This is a genomic window from Alkalihalobacillus sp. TS-13 (genome assembly GCF_019720915.1).
Lineage (GTDB): Bacteria > Bacillota > Bacilli > Bacillales > Fictibacillaceae > Pseudalkalibacillus.
In genome coordinates this window covers 2,072,029-2,093,853 of the sequence record NZ_JAHKSI010000001.1, presented here as the reverse complement: position 1 = coordinate 2,093,853, position 21,825 = coordinate 2,072,029, and the positions used below count along the sequence as shown (strand labels likewise).

Annotated in this window: 19 protein-coding genes; 18 read left to right on the top strand and 1 reads right to left on the bottom strand. The window is 41.6% G+C overall.

Going from position 1 to position 21,825, the window contains the following annotated elements; all coding sequences use genetic code 11:
* Positions 1-4 precede the first annotated feature (4 nt).
* The 12 genes from zapA to uvrC all read left to right on the top strand — a co-directional run bounded on the left by zapA (position 5) and on the right by uvrC (position 14,697).
* Positions 5-250 carry a cell division protein ZapA gene (gene zapA, locus KOL94_RS10300; RefSeq protein ID WP_221566345.1) on the top strand — a complete coding sequence of 82 codons (246 nt, stop codon included), beginning with the start codon at positions 5-7 and terminating at the stop codon, positions 248-250.
* A 3-nt stretch (positions 251-253) separates the two neighbouring features.
* Complete coding sequence (locus tag KOL94_RS10295) at positions 254-802, top strand: CvpA family protein (protein WP_221566344.1); 549 nt, start codon at positions 254-256, stop codon at positions 800-802.
* 301 nt (positions 803-1,103) lie between these two features.
* Positions 1,104-2,816, top strand: coding sequence for a DNA polymerase/3'-5' exonuclease PolX (polX, locus tag KOL94_RS10290; protein WP_221566343.1), 1,713 nt, complete (start codon positions 1,104-1,106; stop codon positions 2,814-2,816).
* A gap of 26 nt (positions 2,817-2,842) precedes the next feature.
* Positions 2,843-5,200 carry an endonuclease MutS2 gene (locus KOL94_RS10285; protein ID WP_221566342.1) on the top strand — a complete coding sequence of 786 codons (2,358 nt, stop codon included), beginning with the start codon at positions 2,843-2,845 and terminating at the stop codon, positions 5,198-5,200.
* Positions 5,201-5,215: 15 nt separating this feature from the next.
* The gene (locus tag KOL94_RS10280; RefSeq protein ID WP_221566341.1) at positions 5,216-5,623 is read left to right on the top strand and encodes a DUF350 domain-containing protein; all 408 of its coding nucleotides are present in this window, start codon (positions 5,216-5,218) and stop codon (positions 5,621-5,623) included.
* Positions 5,624-6,505: 882 nt separating this feature from the next.
* Positions 6,506-8,194, top strand: a complete 1,689-nt coding sequence (locus KOL94_RS10275) for an AMP-binding protein (protein WP_311775126.1) — start codon at positions 6,506-6,508, stop codon at positions 8,192-8,194.
* A gap of 429 nt (positions 8,195-8,623) precedes the next feature.
* The gene (locus KOL94_RS10270) at positions 8,624-9,220 is read left to right on the top strand and encodes a fatty acid metabolism transcriptional regulator FadR (protein WP_221566340.1); all 597 of its coding nucleotides are present in this window, start codon (positions 8,624-8,626) and stop codon (positions 9,218-9,220) included.
* Positions 9,221-9,233: 13 nt separating this feature from the next.
* Positions 9,234-10,007 (top strand): enoyl-CoA hydratase, encoded by a 774-nt coding sequence (locus tag KOL94_RS10265; protein ID WP_221566339.1) that lies wholly within the window; start codon positions 9,234-9,236, stop codon positions 10,005-10,007.
* A gap of 18 nt (positions 10,008-10,025) precedes the next feature.
* Complete coding sequence (locus tag KOL94_RS10260) at positions 10,026-10,796, top strand: electron transfer flavoprotein subunit beta/FixA family protein (protein ID WP_221566338.1); 771 nt, start codon at positions 10,026-10,028, stop codon at positions 10,794-10,796.
* A gap of 15 nt (positions 10,797-10,811) precedes the next feature.
* Entirely contained in the window at positions 10,812-11,783 is a 972-nt protein-coding gene (locus KOL94_RS10255; RefSeq protein WP_221566337.1) for an electron transfer flavoprotein subunit alpha/FixB family protein, read from the top strand.
* Between the two features lie 522 nt (positions 11,784-12,305).
* Positions 12,306-12,620, top strand: a complete 315-nt coding sequence (gene trxA, locus KOL94_RS10250) for a thioredoxin (protein ID WP_221566336.1) — start codon at positions 12,306-12,308, stop codon at positions 12,618-12,620.
* 280 nt (positions 12,621-12,900) lie between these two features.
* Positions 12,901-14,697: an excinuclease ABC subunit UvrC gene (gene uvrC, locus KOL94_RS10245; protein WP_221566335.1), complete on the top strand. Its 1,797-nt coding sequence runs from the start codon at positions 12,901-12,903 to the stop codon at positions 14,695-14,697.
* A gap of 273 nt (positions 14,698-14,970) precedes the next feature.
* On the opposite strand, the gene KOL94_RS10240 is transcribed toward uvrC, so the two are convergent.
* Positions 14,971-15,444 carry a YslB family protein gene (locus KOL94_RS10240; RefSeq protein ID WP_221566334.1) on the bottom strand — a complete coding sequence of 158 codons (474 nt, stop codon included), beginning with the start codon at positions 15,442-15,444 and terminating at the stop codon, positions 14,971-14,973.
* An 829-nt stretch (positions 15,445-16,273) separates the two neighbouring features.
* On the opposite strand from KOL94_RS10240, the gene KOL94_RS10235 reads away from it, so the two are divergent.
* The 6 genes from KOL94_RS10235 to glcT all read left to right on the top strand — a co-directional run bounded on the left by KOL94_RS10235 (position 16,274) and on the right by glcT (position 21,744).
* The gene (locus KOL94_RS10235; protein WP_221566333.1) at positions 16,274-16,924 is read left to right on the top strand and encodes a succinate dehydrogenase cytochrome b558 subunit; all 651 of its coding nucleotides are present in this window, start codon (positions 16,274-16,276) and stop codon (positions 16,922-16,924) included.
* 13 nt (positions 16,925-16,937) lie between these two features.
* Entirely contained in the window at positions 16,938-18,698 is a 1,761-nt protein-coding gene (gene sdhA, locus KOL94_RS10230) for a succinate dehydrogenase flavoprotein subunit (protein WP_221566332.1), read from the top strand.
* A gap of 5 nt (positions 18,699-18,703) precedes the next feature.
* Entirely contained in the window at positions 18,704-19,462 is a 759-nt protein-coding gene (gene sdhB, locus KOL94_RS10225; RefSeq protein ID WP_221566331.1) for a succinate dehydrogenase iron-sulfur subunit, read from the top strand.
* A gap of 114 nt (positions 19,463-19,576) precedes the next feature.
* Positions 19,577-20,032, top strand: coding sequence for an acyl-CoA thioesterase (locus tag KOL94_RS10220; protein WP_221566330.1), 456 nt, complete (start codon positions 19,577-19,579; stop codon positions 20,030-20,032).
* 131 nt (positions 20,033-20,163) lie between these two features.
* Positions 20,164-20,388 carry a helix-turn-helix domain-containing protein gene (locus KOL94_RS10215; RefSeq protein ID WP_221566329.1) on the top strand — a complete coding sequence of 75 codons (225 nt, stop codon included), beginning with the start codon at positions 20,164-20,166 and terminating at the stop codon, positions 20,386-20,388.
* 516 nt (positions 20,389-20,904) lie between these two features.
* Positions 20,905-21,744: a glucose PTS transporter transcription antiterminator GlcT gene (gene glcT, locus KOL94_RS10210; RefSeq protein WP_221566328.1), complete on the top strand. Its 840-nt coding sequence runs from the start codon at positions 20,905-20,907 to the stop codon at positions 21,742-21,744.
* Positions 21,745-21,825: the final 81 nt, after the last annotated feature.

The window sequence follows — 21,825 nt, the reverse complement described above, 5'->3', positions numbered from 1 at the left end:
TTGGGTGTCTAACGGTAATCGAACGATTGTACATATTTATGGTCAGCAATACACTATTGTTGGTGAAGAAGATGCAGGACATGTCAACAGAGTAGCATCGATTGTCGATAAGAAAATGAGAGAAATTCGACATCAAAGCAATAATCTTGATGCGAAGCAATTAGCTGTCCTGACAGCCGTCAATATTACGAGTGATTATTTGAAATTACAAGAACGTGTCAGGCAATTAGAGAAACAGAAAGAGGAATAACAAATGATTGATTTGATTTTAATAGGGGTATTGGTGGTAGGTTTTTTCATCGGTCTTAGAAGGGGATTGATCCTGCAGCTTGTCCATTTGACTGGGTTCATTGCTGCATTTATCATTGCTTATCTTTATTTCGATGAATTAGCTCCAAAACTGAGGCTGTGGATTCCTTATCCAACTGTGTCAGAGGAAAGCAGTCTCGCGATTTTCATGAATGCTGGATTTTTAGAGGATGCGTATTATCGTGCGATTGCGTTCGCGATGTTGTTTTTTGCTACAAAGATCCTTTTGCAGATTTTAGGTTCGATGTTGGACTTCCTTGCGGATCTTCCTATATTGAGGACGATCAATGGCTGGTTGGGAGGCGTGTTAGGTTTTGTAGAGGTGTATTTGGTCATCTTCCTTTTTCTTTACATTGCTGCCCTCGTTCCGCTTACATCGGTTCAGTCAGCTATGGGGGATTCTGTTATTGCAAAAGCGATGGTAGAGCATACACCGGTTTTTTCTGAAAAAATAAAAAGCATGTGGATCGCAGAAATCAATACGAAGATCTAACTGATAAAGGGGCTGACACTTATAAGTCATGCCCTTTTTCTACATTCCAGTTTTTTTGTAAGTCTGTTTCCAATCTATTGTTGTTTTTTACAAATTGGAAATATGCCGCTTTCCGTGGGCAATCTGCAAGCCTTCTCAGCTCGGTAACTCGCTTACGGGGTCTCGCTTAGCTTGCTTTCCCACAGGAGTCTCGCATTTTTCCATTACTATAGTCTTTCATTTATCTCCTTATCAGTACTCAATTAACAACAAACTTTTAGAAAACAGCCTTTGATGAACTGGACAAAGGGAGGGGTACCTGATGAATAAAAAGCAAATTATAAGGATTTTGGAGCAGATTGCTCTATACCTGGAAATAAAAGGTGAAAACAGCTTTAAAGTTTCGGCTTATCGAAGAGCCGCACAGGCATTGGAAAGTGATTCTAGGACGATTTCTGAAATGGACGACCTTTCAAAAATAAAAGGGATCGGTAAAGGGACATTATCCGTTATTGAAGAAATTTTAGAAACCGGAGAATCCTCTTTGCTGGAAGAGTTGAAAGAAGATTTACCAGCAGGTTTGCTAAGTTTGATCCATTTGCCTGGGCTCGGTGGTAAAAAGATCGCGAAGCTTTATAATGAACTTGGCGTAACAGACATCCAGTCATTGAAAGCGGTTTGTGAACAAAATAAAGTACAATCGATGCAAGGATTTGGAAAGAAAACAGAAGAGAAGATCCTGGCAGCTATCGAAGATTTCGGTAAGCGGCCAGAACGTCTTCCAATCGCAATGATGTTACCGATTACGGACAGAATTGAAGAACAGCTTGAATCGCTGGAAGGTGTGGAGCGTTATTCCAGGGCAGGAAGTGTGCGCCGTTATGGTGAAACGATCAAGGATATCGATTTCATCATCGGTACCAATGCTGCTGAAGAAGTCGCTCCACAGCTCGAAACGCTTGAGAATGTAACGGAGGTTATCGCTTCAGGGACGACAAAGGTATCTGTAGTCGTCACTTATGATTATGATATTTCGGTCGATTTCCGTCTTGTAAAACCAGAAGAATTTGCGTCAACACTGCATCATTTTACAGGCTCGAAGGAACACAATGTGAAGATTAGACAGCTTGCGAAAGAGCGCTCTGAAAAAATAAGTGAATATGGTGTTGAAGATACAGAAACCGGAGAGATCAAGACTTTTGAAAGCGAAGAAGCATTTTTCAACCACTTTGGATTGGAATTCATACCTCCTCAAGTAAGACAGGGAAAAGACGAACTTGAACTTTTTAAAAACAAAGTCGATTATCTTAAACTTGAAGATATTAAGAGTGATCTCCACATGCATACGACGTGGAGTGATGGTGCTAATTCCATTGAAGAGATGGCTGAAACTGCTCGAAATAGAGGATACAGCCATATCGTCATCACAGACCACTCTCAATTTTTGCGTGTCGCTAATGGTCTGACTCCAGAACGGATCAAAGAACAGCAAGAAGAAATTAGAAGAGTTAATGAGAAATGGGATGATTTCACGATATTTTCCGGGATTGAGATGGATATATTACCGGATGGATCATTGGATTATGACGATTCACTATTAGCAGAGCTGGATTTTGTCATTGCCTCGATCCATTCATCCTTCTCACAAAGTGAAGAAAAAATTATGACACGTTTGGAAACGGCATTCAATAATCCTCATGTGGATCTTATTGCACATCCAACTGGAAGAATCATTGGACGTCGAGATGGCTATCCTGTGGATTTCGATCGTTTGATTCATATGGCTGCTGAAACAAATACGGCGCTGGAATTGAATGCGAATCCGAACCGGTTGGACCTTGCCCCGAAATGGCTTGAAAAAGCCCAGGAACATGGGGTGAAGCTGTCAATCAATACCGATGCCCATGTCAGGGATACTTTGGATCATATGGAAATCGGTGTATGTGTCGGTCAACAGGCGTTGCTGAAAAAAGAAAATGTCCTGAACGCTTACAGTTTGGAAGAATTCAAGACTTTCTTAGAAAGGCATAAGTAAGTGAATTGTTAACAGGGGGCTTACAAGTGAATGAACGAATTTTAAGAGTTTTAGAATATAACAAAATCAAAGAACAGCTACTCGAGCACGTCTCTTCGTCCTTAGGAAAAGAAAAGATCAATGATTTGATCCCATGGACGGATTTCGAAAATGTTGTCCATCAACAGAGCAGCACAGATGAGGGTGTACAAGTCCTACGCTTGAAAGGGCATGTTCCATTAGGTGGGATTCGTGACATACGAGCCTCTCTCAAAAGAAGTGAAATCGGAGGAATCCTCAATCCAGAAGAATTGGTCGATATTTCAACCACAATTTTTGGAGGGAGAAGGTTCAAAAGATTTATAGAAAGTATGCTTGAAGATGAAATTGACCTCCCGATCCTCCAAGATCTTGTGGAGCAAATCGATCCATTGATGGAGGTCGAAACAAAAATCAAAGACTGCATCGATGATCAAGGCTACGTGATGGATTCGGCAAGTCCAGCATTGCGAACGATCCGCCAGCAGTTGAGAAGCTATGAGTCTCGTATACGTGAAAAGCTGGAATCGATCATACGCTCCTCAAAATCTCAAAAGATGCTGTCCGATGCCATTGTTACGATCCGTAACGATCGCTATGTCATTCCGGTCAAACAGGAGTATCGGTCTGCATTTGGCGGAATGGTCCACGACCAATCAGCCTCGGGTGCTACATTGTTCATTGAACCGCAGGCTGTTGTAACGATCAATAACCAGTTGAAAGAGGCTAAAAGTAAAGAAAATCAAGAGATCCAACGGATATTGAAAGCCTTGACAGAGCTTGTCGCTGAAGTTTCAAGCTTTCTCAGCCATAACGTCAAAGTCCTCGCGGAAATTGATTTCATTTTTGCTAAAGCCCGTTACGGCCATTCAATCAAGGCTACAAAACCGATTTTGAATGACAAAGAATATATCGATTTGAAGCGTGCACGGCACCCATTGATTCCAGCTGAGGAAGTCGTACCGATTAATGTCGAGTTAGGAGGAGAATATAATTCCCTCGTTATAACTGGGCCGAATACGGGAGGAAAGACGGTCACTCTGAAGACGATTGGTCTATTGTCTTTGATGGCTCAGTCGGGATTACAGATCCCTACCGAGGAGGAGTCCGAGATAACGGTGTTCGAGGCGATCTATGCAGATATCGGAGACGAACAATCCATTGAACAGAATTTAAGTACGTTTTCTTCCCATATGACCAACATCGTGAACATTTTGAATAAAGTTAACTTCAAGTCGTTGGTGCTTTTTGATGAATTAGGTGCAGGAACGGATCCAACAGAAGGTGCTGCACTTGCGATTTCAATCCTCGATTACGTCAATGCACGTGGGGCCAAGGTGGTAGCGACGACCCACTATAGTGAATTGAAGGCTTATGCCTACAATCGGAAAGGTGTCATGAATGCGAGTGTGGAATTTGATGTAGAAACATTACGTCCTACGTATCGTTTATTGATCGGGGTGCCTGGACGAAGTAATGCCTTTGAAATTTCAAAGCGAATCGGATTGAATGAGAAAATCATCGAGAATGCACGAGCTCATATCAGTGCAGATAACAACAAGATCGATGTTATGATTGCTTCGTTAGAAGATGCTCAGAAAAAAGCAGAACGTGAACGATCGGAAGCGACAGAACTTCATGAAGAAGCAGAAGTTTTGAAACATGATTTAGAGAAAAAATTGCTAGAATTCGAGCAGTTCAAAGAAAAGCTCTATGAAAAGGCTGAAAAAGAGGCGCAGCAATCAGTTGAAATGGCACGAAAAGAAGCCGATGCTATATTAAAGGAGCTTCGTACGTATCAAAAAGAATATGGGAATGTAAAAGAGCACAAACTGATTGAAGCGCAAAAACGTTTGGACGAGGCGACTCCGGATTTCGATTCGAAATTGAAAAAGAAAGTGAAACAAACGAACAAGGCACCAGAAAACCTGAAACCAGGGCAAGAAGTGAAAGTATTGACTGTAAACCAAAAGGGTCATATTGTAGAGAAAGTCGGTTCTAATGAATATCAAGTCCAAATTGGGATCATGAAGATGACGGTTAAAGCGAATGAGCTTGAACCGATCAAGGCCGAAAAGAAACGTGAACCGAAACCATTCGTTAAAGTTGAAGGATCATCAGTCACAAAGCCGGAACTTGACTTGAGAGGCGAACGTTATGAAAATGCCTTACGCGCTGTTGATAAGTTTTTAGATGAATCCTTACTGGCTGGATATCCACAAGTATTCATCATACACGGAAAAGGGACAGGGGCTCTTCGGAAGGGTGTCCAATCTTTATTGAAAGAGCATCCAAATGTAAAATCAACTCGGCTTGGTTCAGCAGGTGAAGGCGGAAGCGGCGTGACAATAGTTGGTTTGAAATAGAAAGCGGGGGCGGAAATGAGCAGTTGGTTGACGAATCCTTACATTGAAACCGTAGCAAACTATAGTGTAGTAGTTTTAAGTCTAGTGGTTTTCTTAGCTGTCTTTGAAATTGTAACAAAGTATAAGAATTGGGAAGAAATCAGTAAAGGGAATCTTTCGGTCGCAATGGCGACTGGAGGAAAAATATTCGGAATAGCCAACATTTTCCGTTACTCGATTGAACATAACGATACAATCATCGATATGATGGTTTGGGGTGCGTATGGATTCCTATTGATGTTGATCGGTTATTTCATATTCGAATTCCTGACGCCTCGTTTCCGTATTGATGAAGAAATTCAAAAGGATAATAGAGCTGTCGGTCTGATCTCGATGATCATCTCGATCGGGTTATCATTTGTGATCGGCAGTGGAATTGGATAGGTGAAAACATATGGAAACATTATGGAAGGTCCTGCTGGTTTGTTGTGGGTTGTTTATTTTGGCAGGAGTCATTTACCTCTTTTTTTAAGGCACTGTTTTATTATGCGAAATTACTTCCTTTCCACGGGAGAATGAAAGCGGAAGCGACCTGCTTAGTCACGTAGGTCACTGGAAGACTGACGAAGAGGCTCGAAAAACAAAGACTTGGTTCTGCGTGGGCTCACTCATAAGGATGTCAATTAATGTGTTGCCGCCGCAGGAAGCCTGAAGTGATCCAATTGACTGGCCGCTGAGCTGGACGTCACTTCTATGTCTTGACCTACTTCCGCAACCCTCTTCACTTGCACAGGTTGTCAACACAAAAATGAAATCATTTTCGTGTCTGCGAGGAGATTTCTTAGAAGCTTTCCTTCTGCTGGCTTCGACGTTCACCACATGACGTACTTGTACAGGATGTACTGACTTCGACGTTCACCATAGGACGTGGTGGTATTTAGTCGAAGTTCATTATTATAGTCGAAGATCCTTTGAAAAAAGTGCGGGGTCTCGCCTGGCTCGCTGTTCCCGCAGGAATGTCGTGAATTTCGTTTTCTACGAAAATAAATGTCAAACAAAATTTCTTTAACATTACAAAATACTGTTTTACATTTTCTGAGAAGACCTTACTAGGGATGTTTGCCCAGTAAGGTCTTTTTCATCGACATTTTTCATATATTTAAATCAGGGGGAATGGTTGATAACCGCTGTAAATCAATAAACTGGAAAATTGTTCAAGTGAAAAAATATTCTAAATAATATGTAAAATTGAATCCGTTTTCATTATAATGATGGTAGAGAGTGAGTTTTTAATGGAAAGGAGCGGTATAAAAGGAGGAGATTAAGGTGGAGAAAAAATGGTTACAGCAATATCCCGAAGAAATCCCTCATGAAGTCGAAATTGACGAGAAGCCGTTGCAATTTTATCTGGAGGGTGCCGCAAGCAAGCATCCAGAAAAACCTGCGTTGGAGTTTTTAGGAAAAAGGATGACGTATGGCGAAGTGTATGAAAGTTCTCTGAAAATGGCAAACCAATTACATTCACTCGGCATACGGAAAGGTGACAGGGTAGCGATCATGCTGCCGAATTGCCCGCAAGCAGTCATCAGTTATTATGGCATATTGATGGCTGGCGGCATTGTCGTACAGACGAATCCGCTTTATACAGAGCGGGAACTGGAACATCAATTGGTCGATTCAGGAGCAAAAGCAATCATTTGTTTGGATCTATTGTTCCCGAGAGTCGAGGCGGTCAAAAGCCGGACAGAATTGACAAATGTGATTGTGACAGGTGTGAAGGATTATCTGCCGTTTCCGAAGAATCTTATCTATCCATTCGTGCAAAAGAGACAGACCAATATTGTTGTCAATGTAACGTACAATGATAAAATCCATGCTTTCAAAAAGCTGCTTGATGAAGCGTCTGCACAACCGATTGAACTTGAAATCGATCCGATGGTAGATCTTGCACTGTTGCAATATACAGGTGGAACAACCGGACCAGCAAAGGGTGTCATGCTGACGCATTACAACCTAGTCGCAAACACGATACAATGCCGCTCCTGGATGTATAAGGCCAACTATGGTGAAGAGAAAATCCTTGGTGCATTACCGTTTTTCCATGTTTATGGGATGACTTGTGTAATGAACTTTTCGATCATGTACTTGTCAGAAATGATCATTCTCCCTAGGTTTGATCAGAAACAAGTATTGAAAGCGATTGGAAAGCATAAGCCGACGATGTTTCCAGGCGCACCGACGATGTACATCGCATTATTGAATGATCCGAATATCAAGTCTTTTGATTTGTCCTCAATTGCAAGTTGTATCAGTGGATCAGCACCACTGCCTGTTGAGGTTCAAGAGAAGTTTGAGTCCCTCACAGGAGGAAATCTTGTAGAAGGATACGGATTAACAGAAGCTTCACCGGTCACGCATGCGAACTTCCTTTATGACAAACGTATGAAAGGTAGTATTGGCGTCCCGTGGCCGAATACCGAAGCTGCGATTTTGTCAGCGGAATCGGGTACGATTGCCGAGGTGAATGAAGTAGGCGAGTTGATGATAAAAGGTCCTCAAGTGATGAAAGGATACTGGAACCATCCAGAAGAGACATCTTCGACCTTCCACGAAGGCTGGCTTTTGACCGGCGATATGGGGTATATGGATGAGAACGGATACTTTTATATCGTTGATCGGAAAAAGGATATGATCATCGCAGGTGGTTTTAATATTTATCCTCGGGAAATTGAAGAGATCCTTTTTGAACATCCGAATGTACTGGAAGCTACCGTCATTGGAGTGCCTGATCCATACCGTGGAGAAACGGTAAAGGCTTTCGTAGTTTTGAAGGAAAACACAACTTGTACCGAGGAAGAACTGGATGAACATTGCAGAAAACACCTGGCTTCTTTTAAAGTACCGCGCCTTTACGAATTCAGAGAAGAACTACCGAAGACAATGGTTGGTAAAGTACTTCGCAGAGTACTAGTGGAAGAAGAAAAAGAAAAACTGAAGCAAAAACAAAATGCATGATGATACGTCGAAGGGCCTCACTCCGGTGGGGTCTTTTATTTTGCCATCCGTTTAAAATGTCCAAATAAATCGGATTTTTGTCCAATAAATTTGAAGTCTTGTCCAGAAAAATAGAGTATTTGTCCATCAAATCTATAGTTTTGTCCAGAAAAAACAGGAACATGTCCACAAACATTTGCGCCTAAAATTTTGCCATTCTAAACACTTAAATGTATACTTGAAACTGGATGCGTAAAATTCTGAAAAATACGAAAGATTCATTGACTTTTTACCTTCAACTACAGTACAATTAACCCGAGTGAATGTTCATTCATTTTTTGATCACTTGAAGAAAGTGCTGATCCTTTCTTCAGTATAAGGGCAACTATGGCTTAGCCGTCACCATTGGCTCGGCATTTGCCAAGTTTTCTTTATGTGGAGGTAAAACAGATGACCGTAAAACGAAAAGGACCAAAATATGAAAAGATAATTGATGCAGCTGTAACGGTCATAGCAAAACATGGCTATCACCAATCGCAGATTTCTAAGATCGCACGTGAAGCTGGTGTGGCCGATGGAACCATCTATCTTTATTTCAAAAATAAAGAGGATCTGCTTATCTCTTTGTTTCGTGAAAAGATGGGACGTTTTATCGACACGACAATAGATGAAATTGAACAGCAGCATTCTGTTGAAGATAAGCTGTTAACGTTGATTGAAATGCACTTCAAGCAGCTATCTGTGGACCATGAACTTGCAATCGTCACCCAGTTGGAGCTCCGTCAGACGAATCGGGAACTTCGGGCTAAAATCGGTGAAGTACTTAAAAGGTACCTTGAACTTGTCGATTCGCTCATCTATGAAGGGATTGACGAGAAAGTTTTCCATCCTGATCTTGATATCCGGATCGTCAGGCAGATGATCTTCGGTACCATTGATGAAACGACTACGAGTTGGGTAATGAATGACCATAGGTTTGATTTGACAGCGCTTGCAAAGCCAGTCCACGATTTATTGATTAATGGCTTTCGTTATAGATCAAGTTAGAGGAGGAGAGATTTTGGAGTATTTATCCTATTCGAAGGAAAACCACATTTGCACGATCTTATTGCAACACGCACCCGCCAATGCACTTTGTTCCCCGATGATCAAAGAACTGAATTCCGTTTTTGATGAATTGGAAGCGGATACAGATGTAAAAACGATCGTCATCCGCGGGGAAGGAAGATTCTTTTCAGCAGGTGCGGATATTAAGGAATTTACGACCGTAGAAGATGCGGATGGATTCTCTGAACTCGGTGCTTTCGGACAACAGGTGTTTGATCGGATCGAACAATTTTCGAAACCTGTCATAGCCGCTGTACACGGTGCCGCACTTGGCGGTGGCCTTGAACTGGCGATGTCATGCCACATGCGTATTGTGACAGAAAATACAAAATTAGGATTGCCGGAACTACAGCTTGGCTTGGTGCCAGGATTTGCTGGATCGCAACGACTTCCGCATTATGTCGGAGCTGCTAAGGCGACTGAAATTCTATTGACGAGCGAACCGATATCCGGTTCCGAAGCACATCGTTTAGGTCTGGCGAATCACGTTGTTTCAGATGATGATCTCCTGGATAAAGCCTATGAGATAGCTGGAAAAGCTGCAGGGAAAAGCGCTGTTGCGGTAGATTTAGCATTGAAACTCGTTGATTATGCGAGAAAAGGTGAATATGAAGCTGGAGCAAAAAAAGAAACTGAATTCTTCGGTAAAGCATTTGCTTCTCATGATGGACAAGAGGGCATTCAAGCTTTTATAGAAAAACGTAAACCAGAATTTAAAGACCGTTAATACTGGAGGGGAAGAATAATGAACATTTATGTGATTTTAAAACGTACATTCGATACGGAAGAAAAGATTGCGATTGAAAACGGTAAGATCAGTGAAGATGGTGTTGAATTCATCATTAATCCGTATGATGAATATGCCGTAGAAGAAGCAATCAAATTGCGTGATGAACATGGTGGAGAAGTCACTGTCGTTACTGTCGGAGAAGAGGAAAGCGATAAACAACTCCGTACAGCTCTAGCGATGGGTGCTGATAAAGCTGTATTGATCGATGATGAAGATGTAGAAGACGGGGATCAATATTCAACTGCAAAGATTCTTGCCGCTTATTTCGAAGATAAAGAAGTGGATCTCATTCTAGGTGGTAATGTCGCGATTGACGGTGCATCTGGACAAGTCGGTCCACGTTTGGCGGAGCTATTGGATATCCCGCATGTCACGACGATTACGAAATTAGAAGTTGACGGTACAACTGTAACGATTGAGCGTGATGTAGAAGGAGACGTAGAAGTGATTGAAACGTCTTTGCCGGTTCTCGTCACTGCCCAACAAGGATTGAACGAGCCGCGTTATCCATCACTCCCAGGGATCATGAAAGCAAAGAAAAAGCCTCTTGAAGAGCTGGAGCTGGATGATCTTGATCTAGATGAGGATGATGTTGAAGGAAAGACAAGAACATTGGAGGTTTACTTGCCGCCGGAAAAACAAGCAGGAAAAGTCCTTGAAGGTGAAGTAGACGATCAAGTGAAAGAGCTTGTGTCATTGTTACGGTCAGAAGCAAAAGTGATATAGAAGGGGAGAGGAACCATGGCTAAAAAAGTATTAGTTTTAGGAGAAGTCAGAGACGGAGAACTACGGAACGTATCATATGAAGCGATCGCAGCAGCAAAAGAAATCTCTGAAGGCGGAGAAATCGTCGGCGTCCTATGCGGTGAATCTGTCAGCGGATTAGCAAACAGCTTGATTCATTATGGAGCAGACCGTGTGTTGGTAGTGGAAGATGAAAAATTGAAAGCATATACAACTGACGGTTACTCTCAAGCACTTGTGCAGGTGATTGAGCAAGAGAACCCTGAAGGAATCGTGTTCGGTCATACGGCAATGGGAAAAGACTTATCTCCACGCCTGGCAGCTAAACTTGAATCTGGACTTGTATCAGATATCACTGGAATCGAAAATACAGGTGGAAACCTTATTTATACACGTCCAATCTACTCCGGAAAAGCTTTTGAAAAGAAAATCATTACTGATGGTGTATTGTTCGTAACAATCCGTCCAAACAATATTGCAGCCCTTGATAAAGATGAAAACCGTTCAGGAGACGTGACAAACGTAGATGTGGCGATCAAGGATCTACGTACGATTGTCAAAGAAATCGTTAAGAAGACGACAGATGGTGTCGACCTTTCCGAAGCGAAAGTCATCGTAGCTGGTGGACGTGGAGTGAAATCTGCAGACGGTTTCGGGCCATTGGAAGAACTTGCAGAAGTCCTTGGTGCAGCAGTCGGTGCTTCTCGTGGTGCATGTGACGCCGAGTATTGTGACTACGGTCTGCAAATCGGCCAGACTGGTAAAGTTGTTACACCAGATCTTTATATTGCATGTGGTATTTCTGGAGCGATCCAGCACTTGGCTGGTATGTCTAACTCTAAGATCATCGTAGCGATAAACAAAGACCCAGAAGCGAATATCTTCAACGTTGCTGACTACGGGATCGTTGGGGACCTTTTCGAAGTTGTACCAAAACTGACAGAAGAATTCAAGAAAGTACTCGTCTAATACGGGATCGATTATAAAAGAATACAAGAATCTTAAGAATGACTCATCCGGAGTCCTCACTTCTCACATCCATACTTGTATAAGTATACGATAGGGTGAGCGACAACAGATGAGTCACTCCTATTTTACAAATGCTCTATGAAAGGACTTTGTTGATTTTACACTTAAAGAAAGTATAAAATACTTTCTTCAGTATAAGAGCAACTAAAGCTCAGCCTGCGCCAAGGCTTGGCTTTGCCAAGTTTTCTTTAAGCGAAATTTGTGACACTCCTACAAGAAAAAGTGAGCCAGTCGAGACCCGCAACGAGGAGCTCCGGATCGCTTTGGGAAAGGGAGTGGATTTTTGTAGAAATCAACAATAAAAACGAACAGAGCCTTTGCCAACAAGCTGAATTTGCTAGCGAAAATAGGGTGTGAGTTATGAAAAATCGGGTATGCTACAATTGAAAACAAATTATTAGGAAGTTTTTTTGTAAGGTGATATACTTTGCATTGTAAGCGAAATGATGAGGAGGCATGAATATGGCAATCGTGAAAGCAACTGACCAAAACTTTACTTCAGAAACAAGTGAAGGTCTTGTATTAGCTGACTTTTGGGCACCTTGGTGCGGGCCTTGTAAAATGATTGCACCAGTATTGGAAGAGATTGATAGCGAAATGAGCGATAGTGTTAAAATCGTTAAACTTGATGTAGATGAAAACCAGGAAACGGCAGGAAAGTTCGGTGTAATGAGTATCCCGACATTGATGCTTTTCAAAAATGGTGAAGTCGTCGATCAAGTTGTCGGTTTCCAACCGAAAGAAGCACTCGTCGACCTTATCAATAAGCACCAATAAAACTTATAATCAACAGGGGCTGATACCTTAACGGGTCAGCCTCTTTTTCACGCTCCGAGTGTGACTTTTTCCATTAAATGTTCGATGATGATACAATCAATTTATGATTAAGACTGTTTTTGTATAGATTGCGGTGTCTCGCTTCGCGTGCTTTCCCGCAGGAGTCTTGTATATTTCCACTGCAAAAAGCTTTCAGCATTACTACATTCCATTAACAATAAACTTTTATAAAACAACTATACATAAAGATAAAATGTCACTCCTTAAGGAGGTTTGAAATATGCTTCAACAGTTGAAACAAAAGCTGTCAGTCCTTCCAGATCAACCTGGTTGTTATTTGATGAAGGATCGGAACGGCACGATCATATATGTAGGTAAAGCAAAAAATCTGCGTAATCGAGTCCGGTCTTATTTTTCTGGGTCCCATGATGGGAAAACACAACGGCTTGTTCTGGAAATCCATGATTTTGAATATATCGTCACTACCTCCGATTTAGAGGCGCTTATTCTTGAGATGAATCTTATCAAAAAACATGACCCACGCTACAATGTTATGTTGAAGGATGATAAGAGCTATCCATATATTAAAGTGACCAATGAAAATCAACCGAGATTGATTACAACCCGAAAAGTGAAAAAAGGAACGGGAAGATATTTCGGTCCTTATCCGAATGCATATGCAGCAAATGAGACGAAAAAGCTCCTTGATCGGATTTATCCGTTGAGAAAATGTAAGACGCTGCCTGATCGTGTCTGTCTGTATTATCACATGGGTCAATGCCTTGCCCCGTGCGTGTACGAGGTGACTGAAGAGCAAAACCGTGAAATGGTCGAAGGAATATACCGCTTTCTTAACGGTGGGCATAAAGAAGTGAAACGAGATCTTCAAAGAAAAATGGAAGAAGCTGCTGAAAAGCTCGAGTTTGAGCGGGCGAAAGAACTTAGGGACCAGATACGTCATATCGAGTCGGTAATGGAACAACAGAAAATGGTGCATACCGATCAAAAGGACCGGGATGTTTTCGGGTATCATGTCGATAAAGGCTGGATGTGTATCCAGGTCTTCTTCGTCCGTCAGGGAAAGCTAATCGAACGGGACGTCTCGCTTTTTCCGGTTTATGGTGATTCTGAAGAAGAATTTCTATCTTTTGTGGGACAGTTTTATTTGCAAAAGGATCACATCATTCCGAAAGAAATTTTCGTCCCGAAACATGTGGAACATCATTTGTTAGAAGAACTTTTAGATATTCCGGTTTCCCAACCTCAGCGTGGTAAAAAGAAGAATCTGGTGAACCTTGCAACGAAAAACGCCCAAATTGCATTGAGTGAAAAGTTCGAGTTGATCGAAAGGGATGAAGAACGGACGATTAAAGCGGTTGAAGAGCTCGGGAAACATCTGGGAATAGCAACCCCGCATGTTATTGAAGCGTTCGATAACTCCAATATCCAGGGAACAAATCCTGTTTCTGCTATGGTTGTTTTTACAGACGGTAAACCGAACAAAAAGCAATATCGGAAGTATAAAATCAAAACCGTTGAAGGTCCAGATGACTATGCATCCATGAAAGAAGTAACAAGGAGAAGATATTCGCGGGTTCTAAAGGAAGATTCCCCACTCCCGGATCTTATCATCATCGACGGCGGGAAAGGGCAGATCAGTGCGGCCATCGATGTCCTTGAAAATGAACTTGGTTTATCAATACCGGTTTGTGGACTTGTAAAAGATGACAAGCATAATACAGCGCAATTGATGATCGGAGATCCGCCACAGGTGGTTCCGCTTGCTAGAAACAGTCAAGAATTCTATCTGCTGCAACGGATTCAAGACGAGGTTCACCGCTTTGCGATTACCTTCCATCGCCAAATTCGAGAAAAGGGGATGGTTCAGTCAAGCTTGGACAAGATCCCGGGAATTGGAGAAAAGCGGCGTAAAGCTTTATTGAAACATTTTGGTTCCTTTAAAAAGATCAGGCAGGCTTCTGTTGACGAATTGAAAGAAGCGAAAATTCCTGCATCAGTGGCTGAAACGATTGTTTCTTATTTTACTGAGCAATCGAAAAAGGAAGATGACGAATAATTGAATTGTTGGAGTGATGGCGTAAGTACATTTTACTGAGTTAAACAACCATTGCTTAAATTTGCTCCACCGATTTCAAGAATAGTCCACGAAAAGGTTACCGAGCAGGGATGAAATGAAAGCAAAAAGATGAGGCTATCCAAAATAAGAAGTGTCATCCACCTCCAACACAACATTTTGTATTAAAACGCCATATTTCTCAAACGTGGTTAAGTACGGAGAGACTCAGACACTTATTGGACAGCCTCATTTATATGTATCTCTCTTATTCAGCTAAAATTCTGACACATTCGTGTCTGAGATTTCATCTTTACGGTCCCACTGTACAGTGAAGATGATTTTGTCTTCTTTACCTCTTTTAATCTCTTCAAAAGATTCAGTGACTCTTTCTTTTTGCCTTTGGACATGCTCTGCTAAGAAACCTGCTTCGAGTTGGAATCCTTCGTGCATTCGTTTTCTCAACAATTCTGAGATCCGATCTGAGCTTAACTCGAATGTGATCGTTTTGGACGTTTCTTCTTTTAAACGAAGTTCTCCAAAGTTTGCTGCAGCAAAAAATTGTATCAGTTCCTCAGTAGTGTCCATAGGATATTTCCGTGCAAGTGTCCGCCCAGCCCAGTATAAGAGACTATGATCTTCTTTACCTAATAATTCTGGCAGCAGTACATCCCTCATCAATTCATATCCGAATAAGTACCCCTCTGCTTCGTTCGTTGGTTCTGGAAGGACATCATTGTCTTTTTTCATCTGTATTCCCCTCTCCTTCACTCATATTATTTTATTATACTATCTTTATGATGAATGACAAAGGGCGACTTTATCTTTCACAGTTATGGGAAAAATAGTGATAATAGATGGTCTCAAAAATGAAGAGGTCATTTTAGGTAAAACCAGAAGCGAAATTAGCAACACTCCTGCGGGTTAATCGAGACAGGTAAGTTCAAGCAGCCATGTTTTCAGTTTGCGGACACCAGAGCCGTTATTTGTGACAAAATGAAGTGTTTCTGAATTTTAACGGACACCAGAGCCGTTATTTGTGAACAAAGCAGCTGATTTTCTATGATATTTGCGTAATAAGGTCCCTGGTGTCCGTTAGTTTTTTAAAACACTATTGTTTTAGCCAAATAAGGTCTCCTGTGTCCGTTAATAGGTAAGTGCAACTTGGTTTCAAGCTAAGACATAGAAGTTGTCTAACTCATCGACCAGTCACTATGATCACTTAAACTTCTTCCAGCGGCAACACATTGTTTTACACCATGCAAAACCTTTGGTTCAAGCCACCTAGTGAGTTTTCCAGTGAGCATCGAATAAATATATGGGTCGCTTCAGCCTTTCTTAAACCCACGGCTGAAACGAACATACACAGTAAAAAGCAATAGGTTTTCACCTTCTAGATATTTCTAAAATCGGATGTATTCGTTTTCTTGACGGTCCTATATGATGGGAGTACAATAGACATGTTATCAATTCTTGTCGGAGCTTGTCTTCGGATAACAGTATTTCTGAACGTATGATCGGGTTTTCAAAAATGCTTTGATTTTGCAGCGGCAACACTTATTTAGAAGGGGGCACAGACATGGCTGACACTAGAGATTTTGCTTTAAGAAGACTACATTCGTTACTTGGTGTTATACCAATTGGTTTATATCTGATTCAACACTTGACAGTAAACCACTTCGCGACAAGAGGTCGTGAATCATTCGATGCTGCAGCACACTTTATGGAGACACTTCCATTCCGTTATTTCCTTGAAATTTTCATCATCTTTTTACCGATCATTTTCCATGCTGTTTTCGGATTGTACATAACGTTCCAAGCTCGTAACAACGTAAGTCGCTACGGGTACTTCCGTAACTGGATGTTCCTGTTGCAGCGTGTAACAGGAATTATCACGCTTATTTTCATTTCTTGGCACGTATGGGAAACCCGTGTACAAGCTGCATTTGGGGCGAAAGTAAACTTTTCAATGATGGAAGAGATTCTCGATAATCCTTTCATGATTGGATTTTATATTGTTGGCGTAATTTCAACGATTTTCCACTTCTCGAACGGACTTTGGTCCTTCCTTGTAAGCTGGGGAATTGTCCAATCACCACGTTCCCAAAAAATCGCAACGTATGTAACAATCGGAATTTTCTTTGCAGTTTCAATCGTTGGAATACGATCCATATTTGCATTTGTAAATCCAGAATGGTTTGCTTTTGCATCAAACCTACCAATTTTATAAGGAGTGAGTCACGATGAGCAAAGGTAATATCATAATTGTAGGCGGAGGATTAGCCGGCTTGATGGCTGCTATCAAATCCGCTGAATCAGGAACACATGTTGACTTGTTCTCACTCGTGCCTGTTAAACGTTCTCACTCCGTTTGTGCACAAGGCGGAATAAACGGAGCAGTAAATACAAAGGGTGAGGGAGACTCTCCTTGGGAACATTTTGATGACACAGTATATGGTGGGGACTTTCTTGCAAACCAACCTCCTGTAAAAGCAATGTGTGATGCCGCGCCTGGTATCATTCATCTATTAGATCGAATGGGTGTCATGTTCAACCGTACACCAGAAGGATTATTGGATTTCCGTCGTTTCGGCGGTACACAGCACCATCGTACAGCATTTGCTGGTGCTACTACAGGACAGCAATTACTATATGCACTTGATGAGCAGGTCCGTCGTTATGAAGTACAAGGGCTAGTAACGAAGTATGAAGGTTGGGACTTCCAATCAGCGGTTCTAGATGATGAAAATGTATGTCGGGGAATCGTTGCGCAAAACTTGAAGACTTCTGAAATTCAAAGCTTCAAAGCTGATGCAGTTATCATGGCTACTGGTGGACCTGGTGTGATTTTCGGTAAGTCGACGAACTCAGTTATCAATACTGGTTCAGCAGCTTCGGCTCTATATCAACAGGGCGTTCATTATGCAAATGGTGAGTTCATCCAAATTCACCCTACAGCGATTCCAGGAGATGATAAACTTCGTCTTATGAGTGAATCTGCTCGTGGTGAAGGTGGACGCGTCTGGACATATAAAGACGGTAAACCTTGGTACTTCCTTGAGGAAAAATATCCTGCATATGGAAACCTGGTACCACGTGATATTGCAACACGTGAAATCTTTGATGTCTGTGTTCGACAAAAGCTTGGCATCAACGGTGAGAACATGGTTTACCTCGATCTTTCACACAAGGATCCAAAAGAACTTGATATCAAACTGGGTGGTATCATCGAAATCTATGAGAAGTTCATGGGTGATGACCCTCGTAAAGTTCCAATGAAAATCTTCCCTGCAGTCCACTATTCAATGGGTGGTATGTGGGTTGATTTCGATCAAATGACAAATATCCCTGGTCTCTTTGCTGCAGGTGAATGTGATTATTCTCAACATGGGGCAAACCGCTTAGGAGCCAACTCGCTTCTATCATCCATTTTTGGTGGTATGGTTGCAGGTCCAAAGGCTGCAGAATATGTTATGGGTCTTGAAAAGACAATCGAGGATATTCCTGAGGAAATTTACGAGCGTCAAGTTAAGAAAGAAACCGATCACCTTGATCAAATCATGAAAATGGATGGCACGGAAAATGCGTATCAGCTTCATAAAGAGCTCGGTGAATGGATGACAGATAACGTGACGGTTGTCCGTTACAATGATAAGTTGAAAGAAACAGACGATAAAATTGTTGAGTTGATGGAGCGTTACAAGGATATCAACATCAACGATACGTCGAAGTGGAGCAATCAGGGTGTTTCATTTACGCGTCAATTATGGCACATGCTTCAATTAGCACGTGTAATCACTCTTGGTGCATTGAACCGTAACGAAAGCCGTGGGGCTCATTATAAGCCTGACTTCCCTGACCGTAACGATGAAGAATGGTTGAAGACGACAAAAGCAATCTTTAATCCAGAGAAGAACGGTCCAGACTTCGAATATGAAGAGGTTGATACTTCTCTCATCAAACCACGTAAGCGTGACTACTCTAAGAAGAAGGGAGAGAAATAATAATCATGGCTGAAGAAAAAATGATTCAATTTATTATAAAGCGTCAGGATAACCCTGATTCTGCAGCTTATGATGAAAAATTCGAGATCCCTTATCGTGCGAACATGAATGTGATTTCGGCTTTGATGGAAATCCGCCGGAATCCTGTGAATAGTAAAGGTGAAAACACGACACCAGTGACATGGGAAATGGGATGCCTTGAAGAAGTATGTGGAGCTTGTTCTATGGTGATCAATGGAAAGCCTCGTCAATCTTGTACAGCACTGGTTGACCAATTGGAACAGCCGATCCGTCTAGAGCCGATGGCAACCTTCCCGGTAGTGCGTGACCTTCAAGTTGACCGCAGCCGCATGTTCGACGCGTTAAAAAAAGTGAAAGCTTGGATCCCGATCGATGGCACATACGATCTTGGACCTGGACCTCGTATGCCGGAAAGCAAGCGTCAATGGGCGTATGAATTGTCAAAATGCATGACATGTGGGGTTTGTTTGGAAGCATGTCCGAATGTCAATGATAAATCTGAGTTCATCGGTCCTGCTGCACTTTCTCAGGTTCGTTTGTTCAACGCACATCCGACTGGAGAAATGAATAAAGCAGAACGACTGAATGCGCTTATGGGCGATGGAGGACTCGCAAATTGCGGGAACTCTCAAAACTGTGTCCAATCATGTCCGAAAGGGATTCCTTTGACGACTTCGATTGCTGCATTGAACCGTGATACATCATTGCAATCTTTCCGAAATTTCTTTGGATCCGATGCATAATAATTGTTGATTACGATAAACGATTCGAGGACTGGCCAGATGCGTCAGTCCTCGTTTATCACCAAAAAATGAATGAGTATTCATTTTTTAAATTCATCAGCACGGAGGGGAAATATGAAAGGTATAGAGTATATTCAGGATTGGGAGAGCTGGAGAATGGGTTTTCATTTTTATACAACAGTCGATGTCCGGTTTTCTGAAGTAGACCCATTCAATCATTTAAATAATACAATTCCATTTGTTTATTTTGAGGATGCACGAATTCAGCTTTTCAAGGAACTTGGATTCATGCAAGAATGGAGTAGACCGGATAGTAAGACAATCCCGGTCGTTGCGGATCTTCAATGTAATTACCTGAAACAAGTTCTTTTTGATGAAACGCTGAAAATCTTTGTGAAGATCGCCTATATTGGAACTACTTCGATTGATCTGCATTATTTGGCAGAGGATTCAGAAGGAAATCCTGTTTTGGTAGGGCGGGGGCGTATCGTCCATATCGATAAACATCTAGGCGCTCCTGAAAAATGGACAGCTAGTATGATAGACCGCATGAAGAATATGCAAAAATAAACCTCTGATTTCAATTATTTTTGAATATGTCAAGTCACGACCAATTTCATCCCTTCATATGATATGTTGACTAAATATCTTTTCTGCATGAAACGCAGCTCGTTAGCCCATGCAAGGAGGGGTGAAATTCATTGAAAGATAAACACTACCGACCGAAGCCTCTACTTACAAAAAGGGAGAGAGAAGTATTCGAACTTCTTGTTCAAGACAAGACGACCAGGGAGATTGCTGAACAACTTTTTATAAGTGAAAAAACTGTTCGGAATCACATTTCCAATACGATGCAGAAGCTAGGTGTCAAGGGGCGCTCCCAGGCTGTCGTCGAGCTATTGCGGCTTGGCGAGTTGGAAATTTAGAGGTTTGCGGCTTTCAAAAATGAAAGCCGCTTTTTTTTTACTTTTTTAAACTTAAAGCTTTGTTATACCTTATTGTTGATTTTTGCGAAAATCACTCACTTTCCACGGGCAAACGAAAAGCGGAAGCGACCCAATTAGTCATGTAGGGCACTGGAAAACTGACGAGGAGGCTGTCGCCACCGCAGGAAGTTTGAAGTGATCCGTGACTGGTCGCTGAGCTCGACATCACTTCACTGCATTAACTCACTTCCGCAAGCCTCCTCACTTGTACAGGATGTACTGACTTCGACGTTCCCACAGGACGTGGTGGTATTTAGTCGAAGGTCATTAAACTTAAATTTCGCTCATAAATTCTTTTGCAAATCACTAAACAAACAATACAGTGCTAAAAAGCTAGCATTAAAAGGACTAGAACAAAATAGTGAGACTGTTATAATAACTATTGACGGTGTATTTATGTTTAGGTATGATGTTGTCGTTTGATTACGATGTAAAATGATGAGGGGATGGTGGTGCATGGATACGCAGTATACAATATTAAAAGTTTTAAACAACAACGTCGTCATTGCACGCGATTCCAATCATCTAGAAGTTGTATTGATCGGCAACGGAATCGGTTTTTCTAAAAAACCGGATGATATTCTCGATGGTCCCAGTGTGGACAAGCTATATATCTTGAATGATGTCGAAGAACAGCACCAGTATAAGCAATTACTGTCTCAAGTCGATGAATCCTTCATATTGGTCATGAATGAAGTGATTTTTTACAGTGAGAATCAATTAGGAGTCAAGTTCAATGAACATATCCATATCGCTTTGACGGATCACATCGCTTTTGCTATCAAACGGATCCAACAAGGAATCGATATCGTCAATCCATTTTCCAAAGAAACAGAATTGCTCTACCCGAAAGATTACGCGGTTGCTAAAGATGTGGTTGGTTTGATAAAAGAAGAAACAGGAGTTCATCTTCCGGAAGGAGAAATTGGATTCATTGCGCTTCACCTTCACAGTGCAGCCACTAATCGATCCATTTCTAAGTTGAACAGTTACTCTCAACTGATCAACACGTTGATTCATATTATCGAACAACAGTTGGATATATCAATTGATCGCTCGAGCATCGATTATTTACGGCTCATTCAGCATTTAAGACACGGAATCGATCGCATCGAGCATGAGGAACAAGTTGGTAACCAGGATAAACTAGCAAAAGTGTTGAAAGAAGAGTACCCTGTATGCTACAATCTTGCATGGAAGCTGATGAAAGTCATGCAACAAAAGATTGGCAAGAACGTCTCAGATGCAGAAGCGGTATATTTGACGATGCATTTGCAAAGGCTTTCACCACAATAGAATAAGAATAAACACTTTACGTGTTACTGATACGATCAGGCATGAGTAAAGAAGATTATTGAAATGCGCAAATTAGGGGTA

Coding starts and splice junctions, on each gene's coding strand:
- KOL94_RS10240 (WP_221566334.1), bottom strand. CDS start 15,444: ATGAAAAAAGACAATGATGTCCTTCCAGAACCAACGAACGAAGCAGAG.
- KOL94_RS10220 (WP_221566330.1), top strand. CDS start 19,577: ATGAAAGGTATAGAGTATATTCAGGATTGGGAGAGCTGGAGAATGGGT.
- KOL94_RS10270 (WP_221566340.1), top strand. CDS start 8,624: ATGACCGTAAAACGAAAAGGACCAAAATATGAAAAGATAATTGATGCA.
- KOL94_RS10260 (WP_221566338.1), top strand. CDS start 10,026: ATGAACATTTATGTGATTTTAAAACGTACATTCGATACGGAAGAAAAG.
- KOL94_RS10235 (WP_221566333.1), top strand. CDS start 16,274: ATGGCTGACACTAGAGATTTTGCTTTAAGAAGACTACATTCGTTACTT.
- KOL94_RS10280 (WP_221566341.1), top strand. CDS start 5,216: ATGAGCAGTTGGTTGACGAATCCTTACATTGAAACCGTAGCAAACTAT.
- sdhB (WP_221566331.1), top strand. CDS start 18,704: ATGGCTGAAGAAAAAATGATTCAATTTATTATAAAGCGTCAGGATAAC.
- KOL94_RS10255 (WP_221566337.1), top strand. CDS start 10,812: ATGGCTAAAAAAGTATTAGTTTTAGGAGAAGTCAGAGACGGAGAACTA.
- uvrC (WP_221566335.1), top strand. CDS start 12,901: ATGCTTCAACAGTTGAAACAAAAGCTGTCAGTCCTTCCAGATCAACCT.
- sdhA (WP_221566332.1), top strand. CDS start 16,938: ATGAGCAAAGGTAATATCATAATTGTAGGCGGAGGATTAGCCGGCTTG.
- polX (WP_221566343.1), top strand. CDS start 1,104: ATGAATAAAAAGCAAATTATAAGGATTTTGGAGCAGATTGCTCTATAC.
- glcT (WP_221566328.1), top strand. CDS start 20,905: ATGGATACGCAGTATACAATATTAAAAGTTTTAAACAACAACGTCGTC.
- trxA (WP_221566336.1), top strand. CDS start 12,306: ATGGCAATCGTGAAAGCAACTGACCAAAACTTTACTTCAGAAACAAGT.
- KOL94_RS10295 (WP_221566344.1), top strand. CDS start 254: ATGATTGATTTGATTTTAATAGGGGTATTGGTGGTAGGTTTTTTCATC.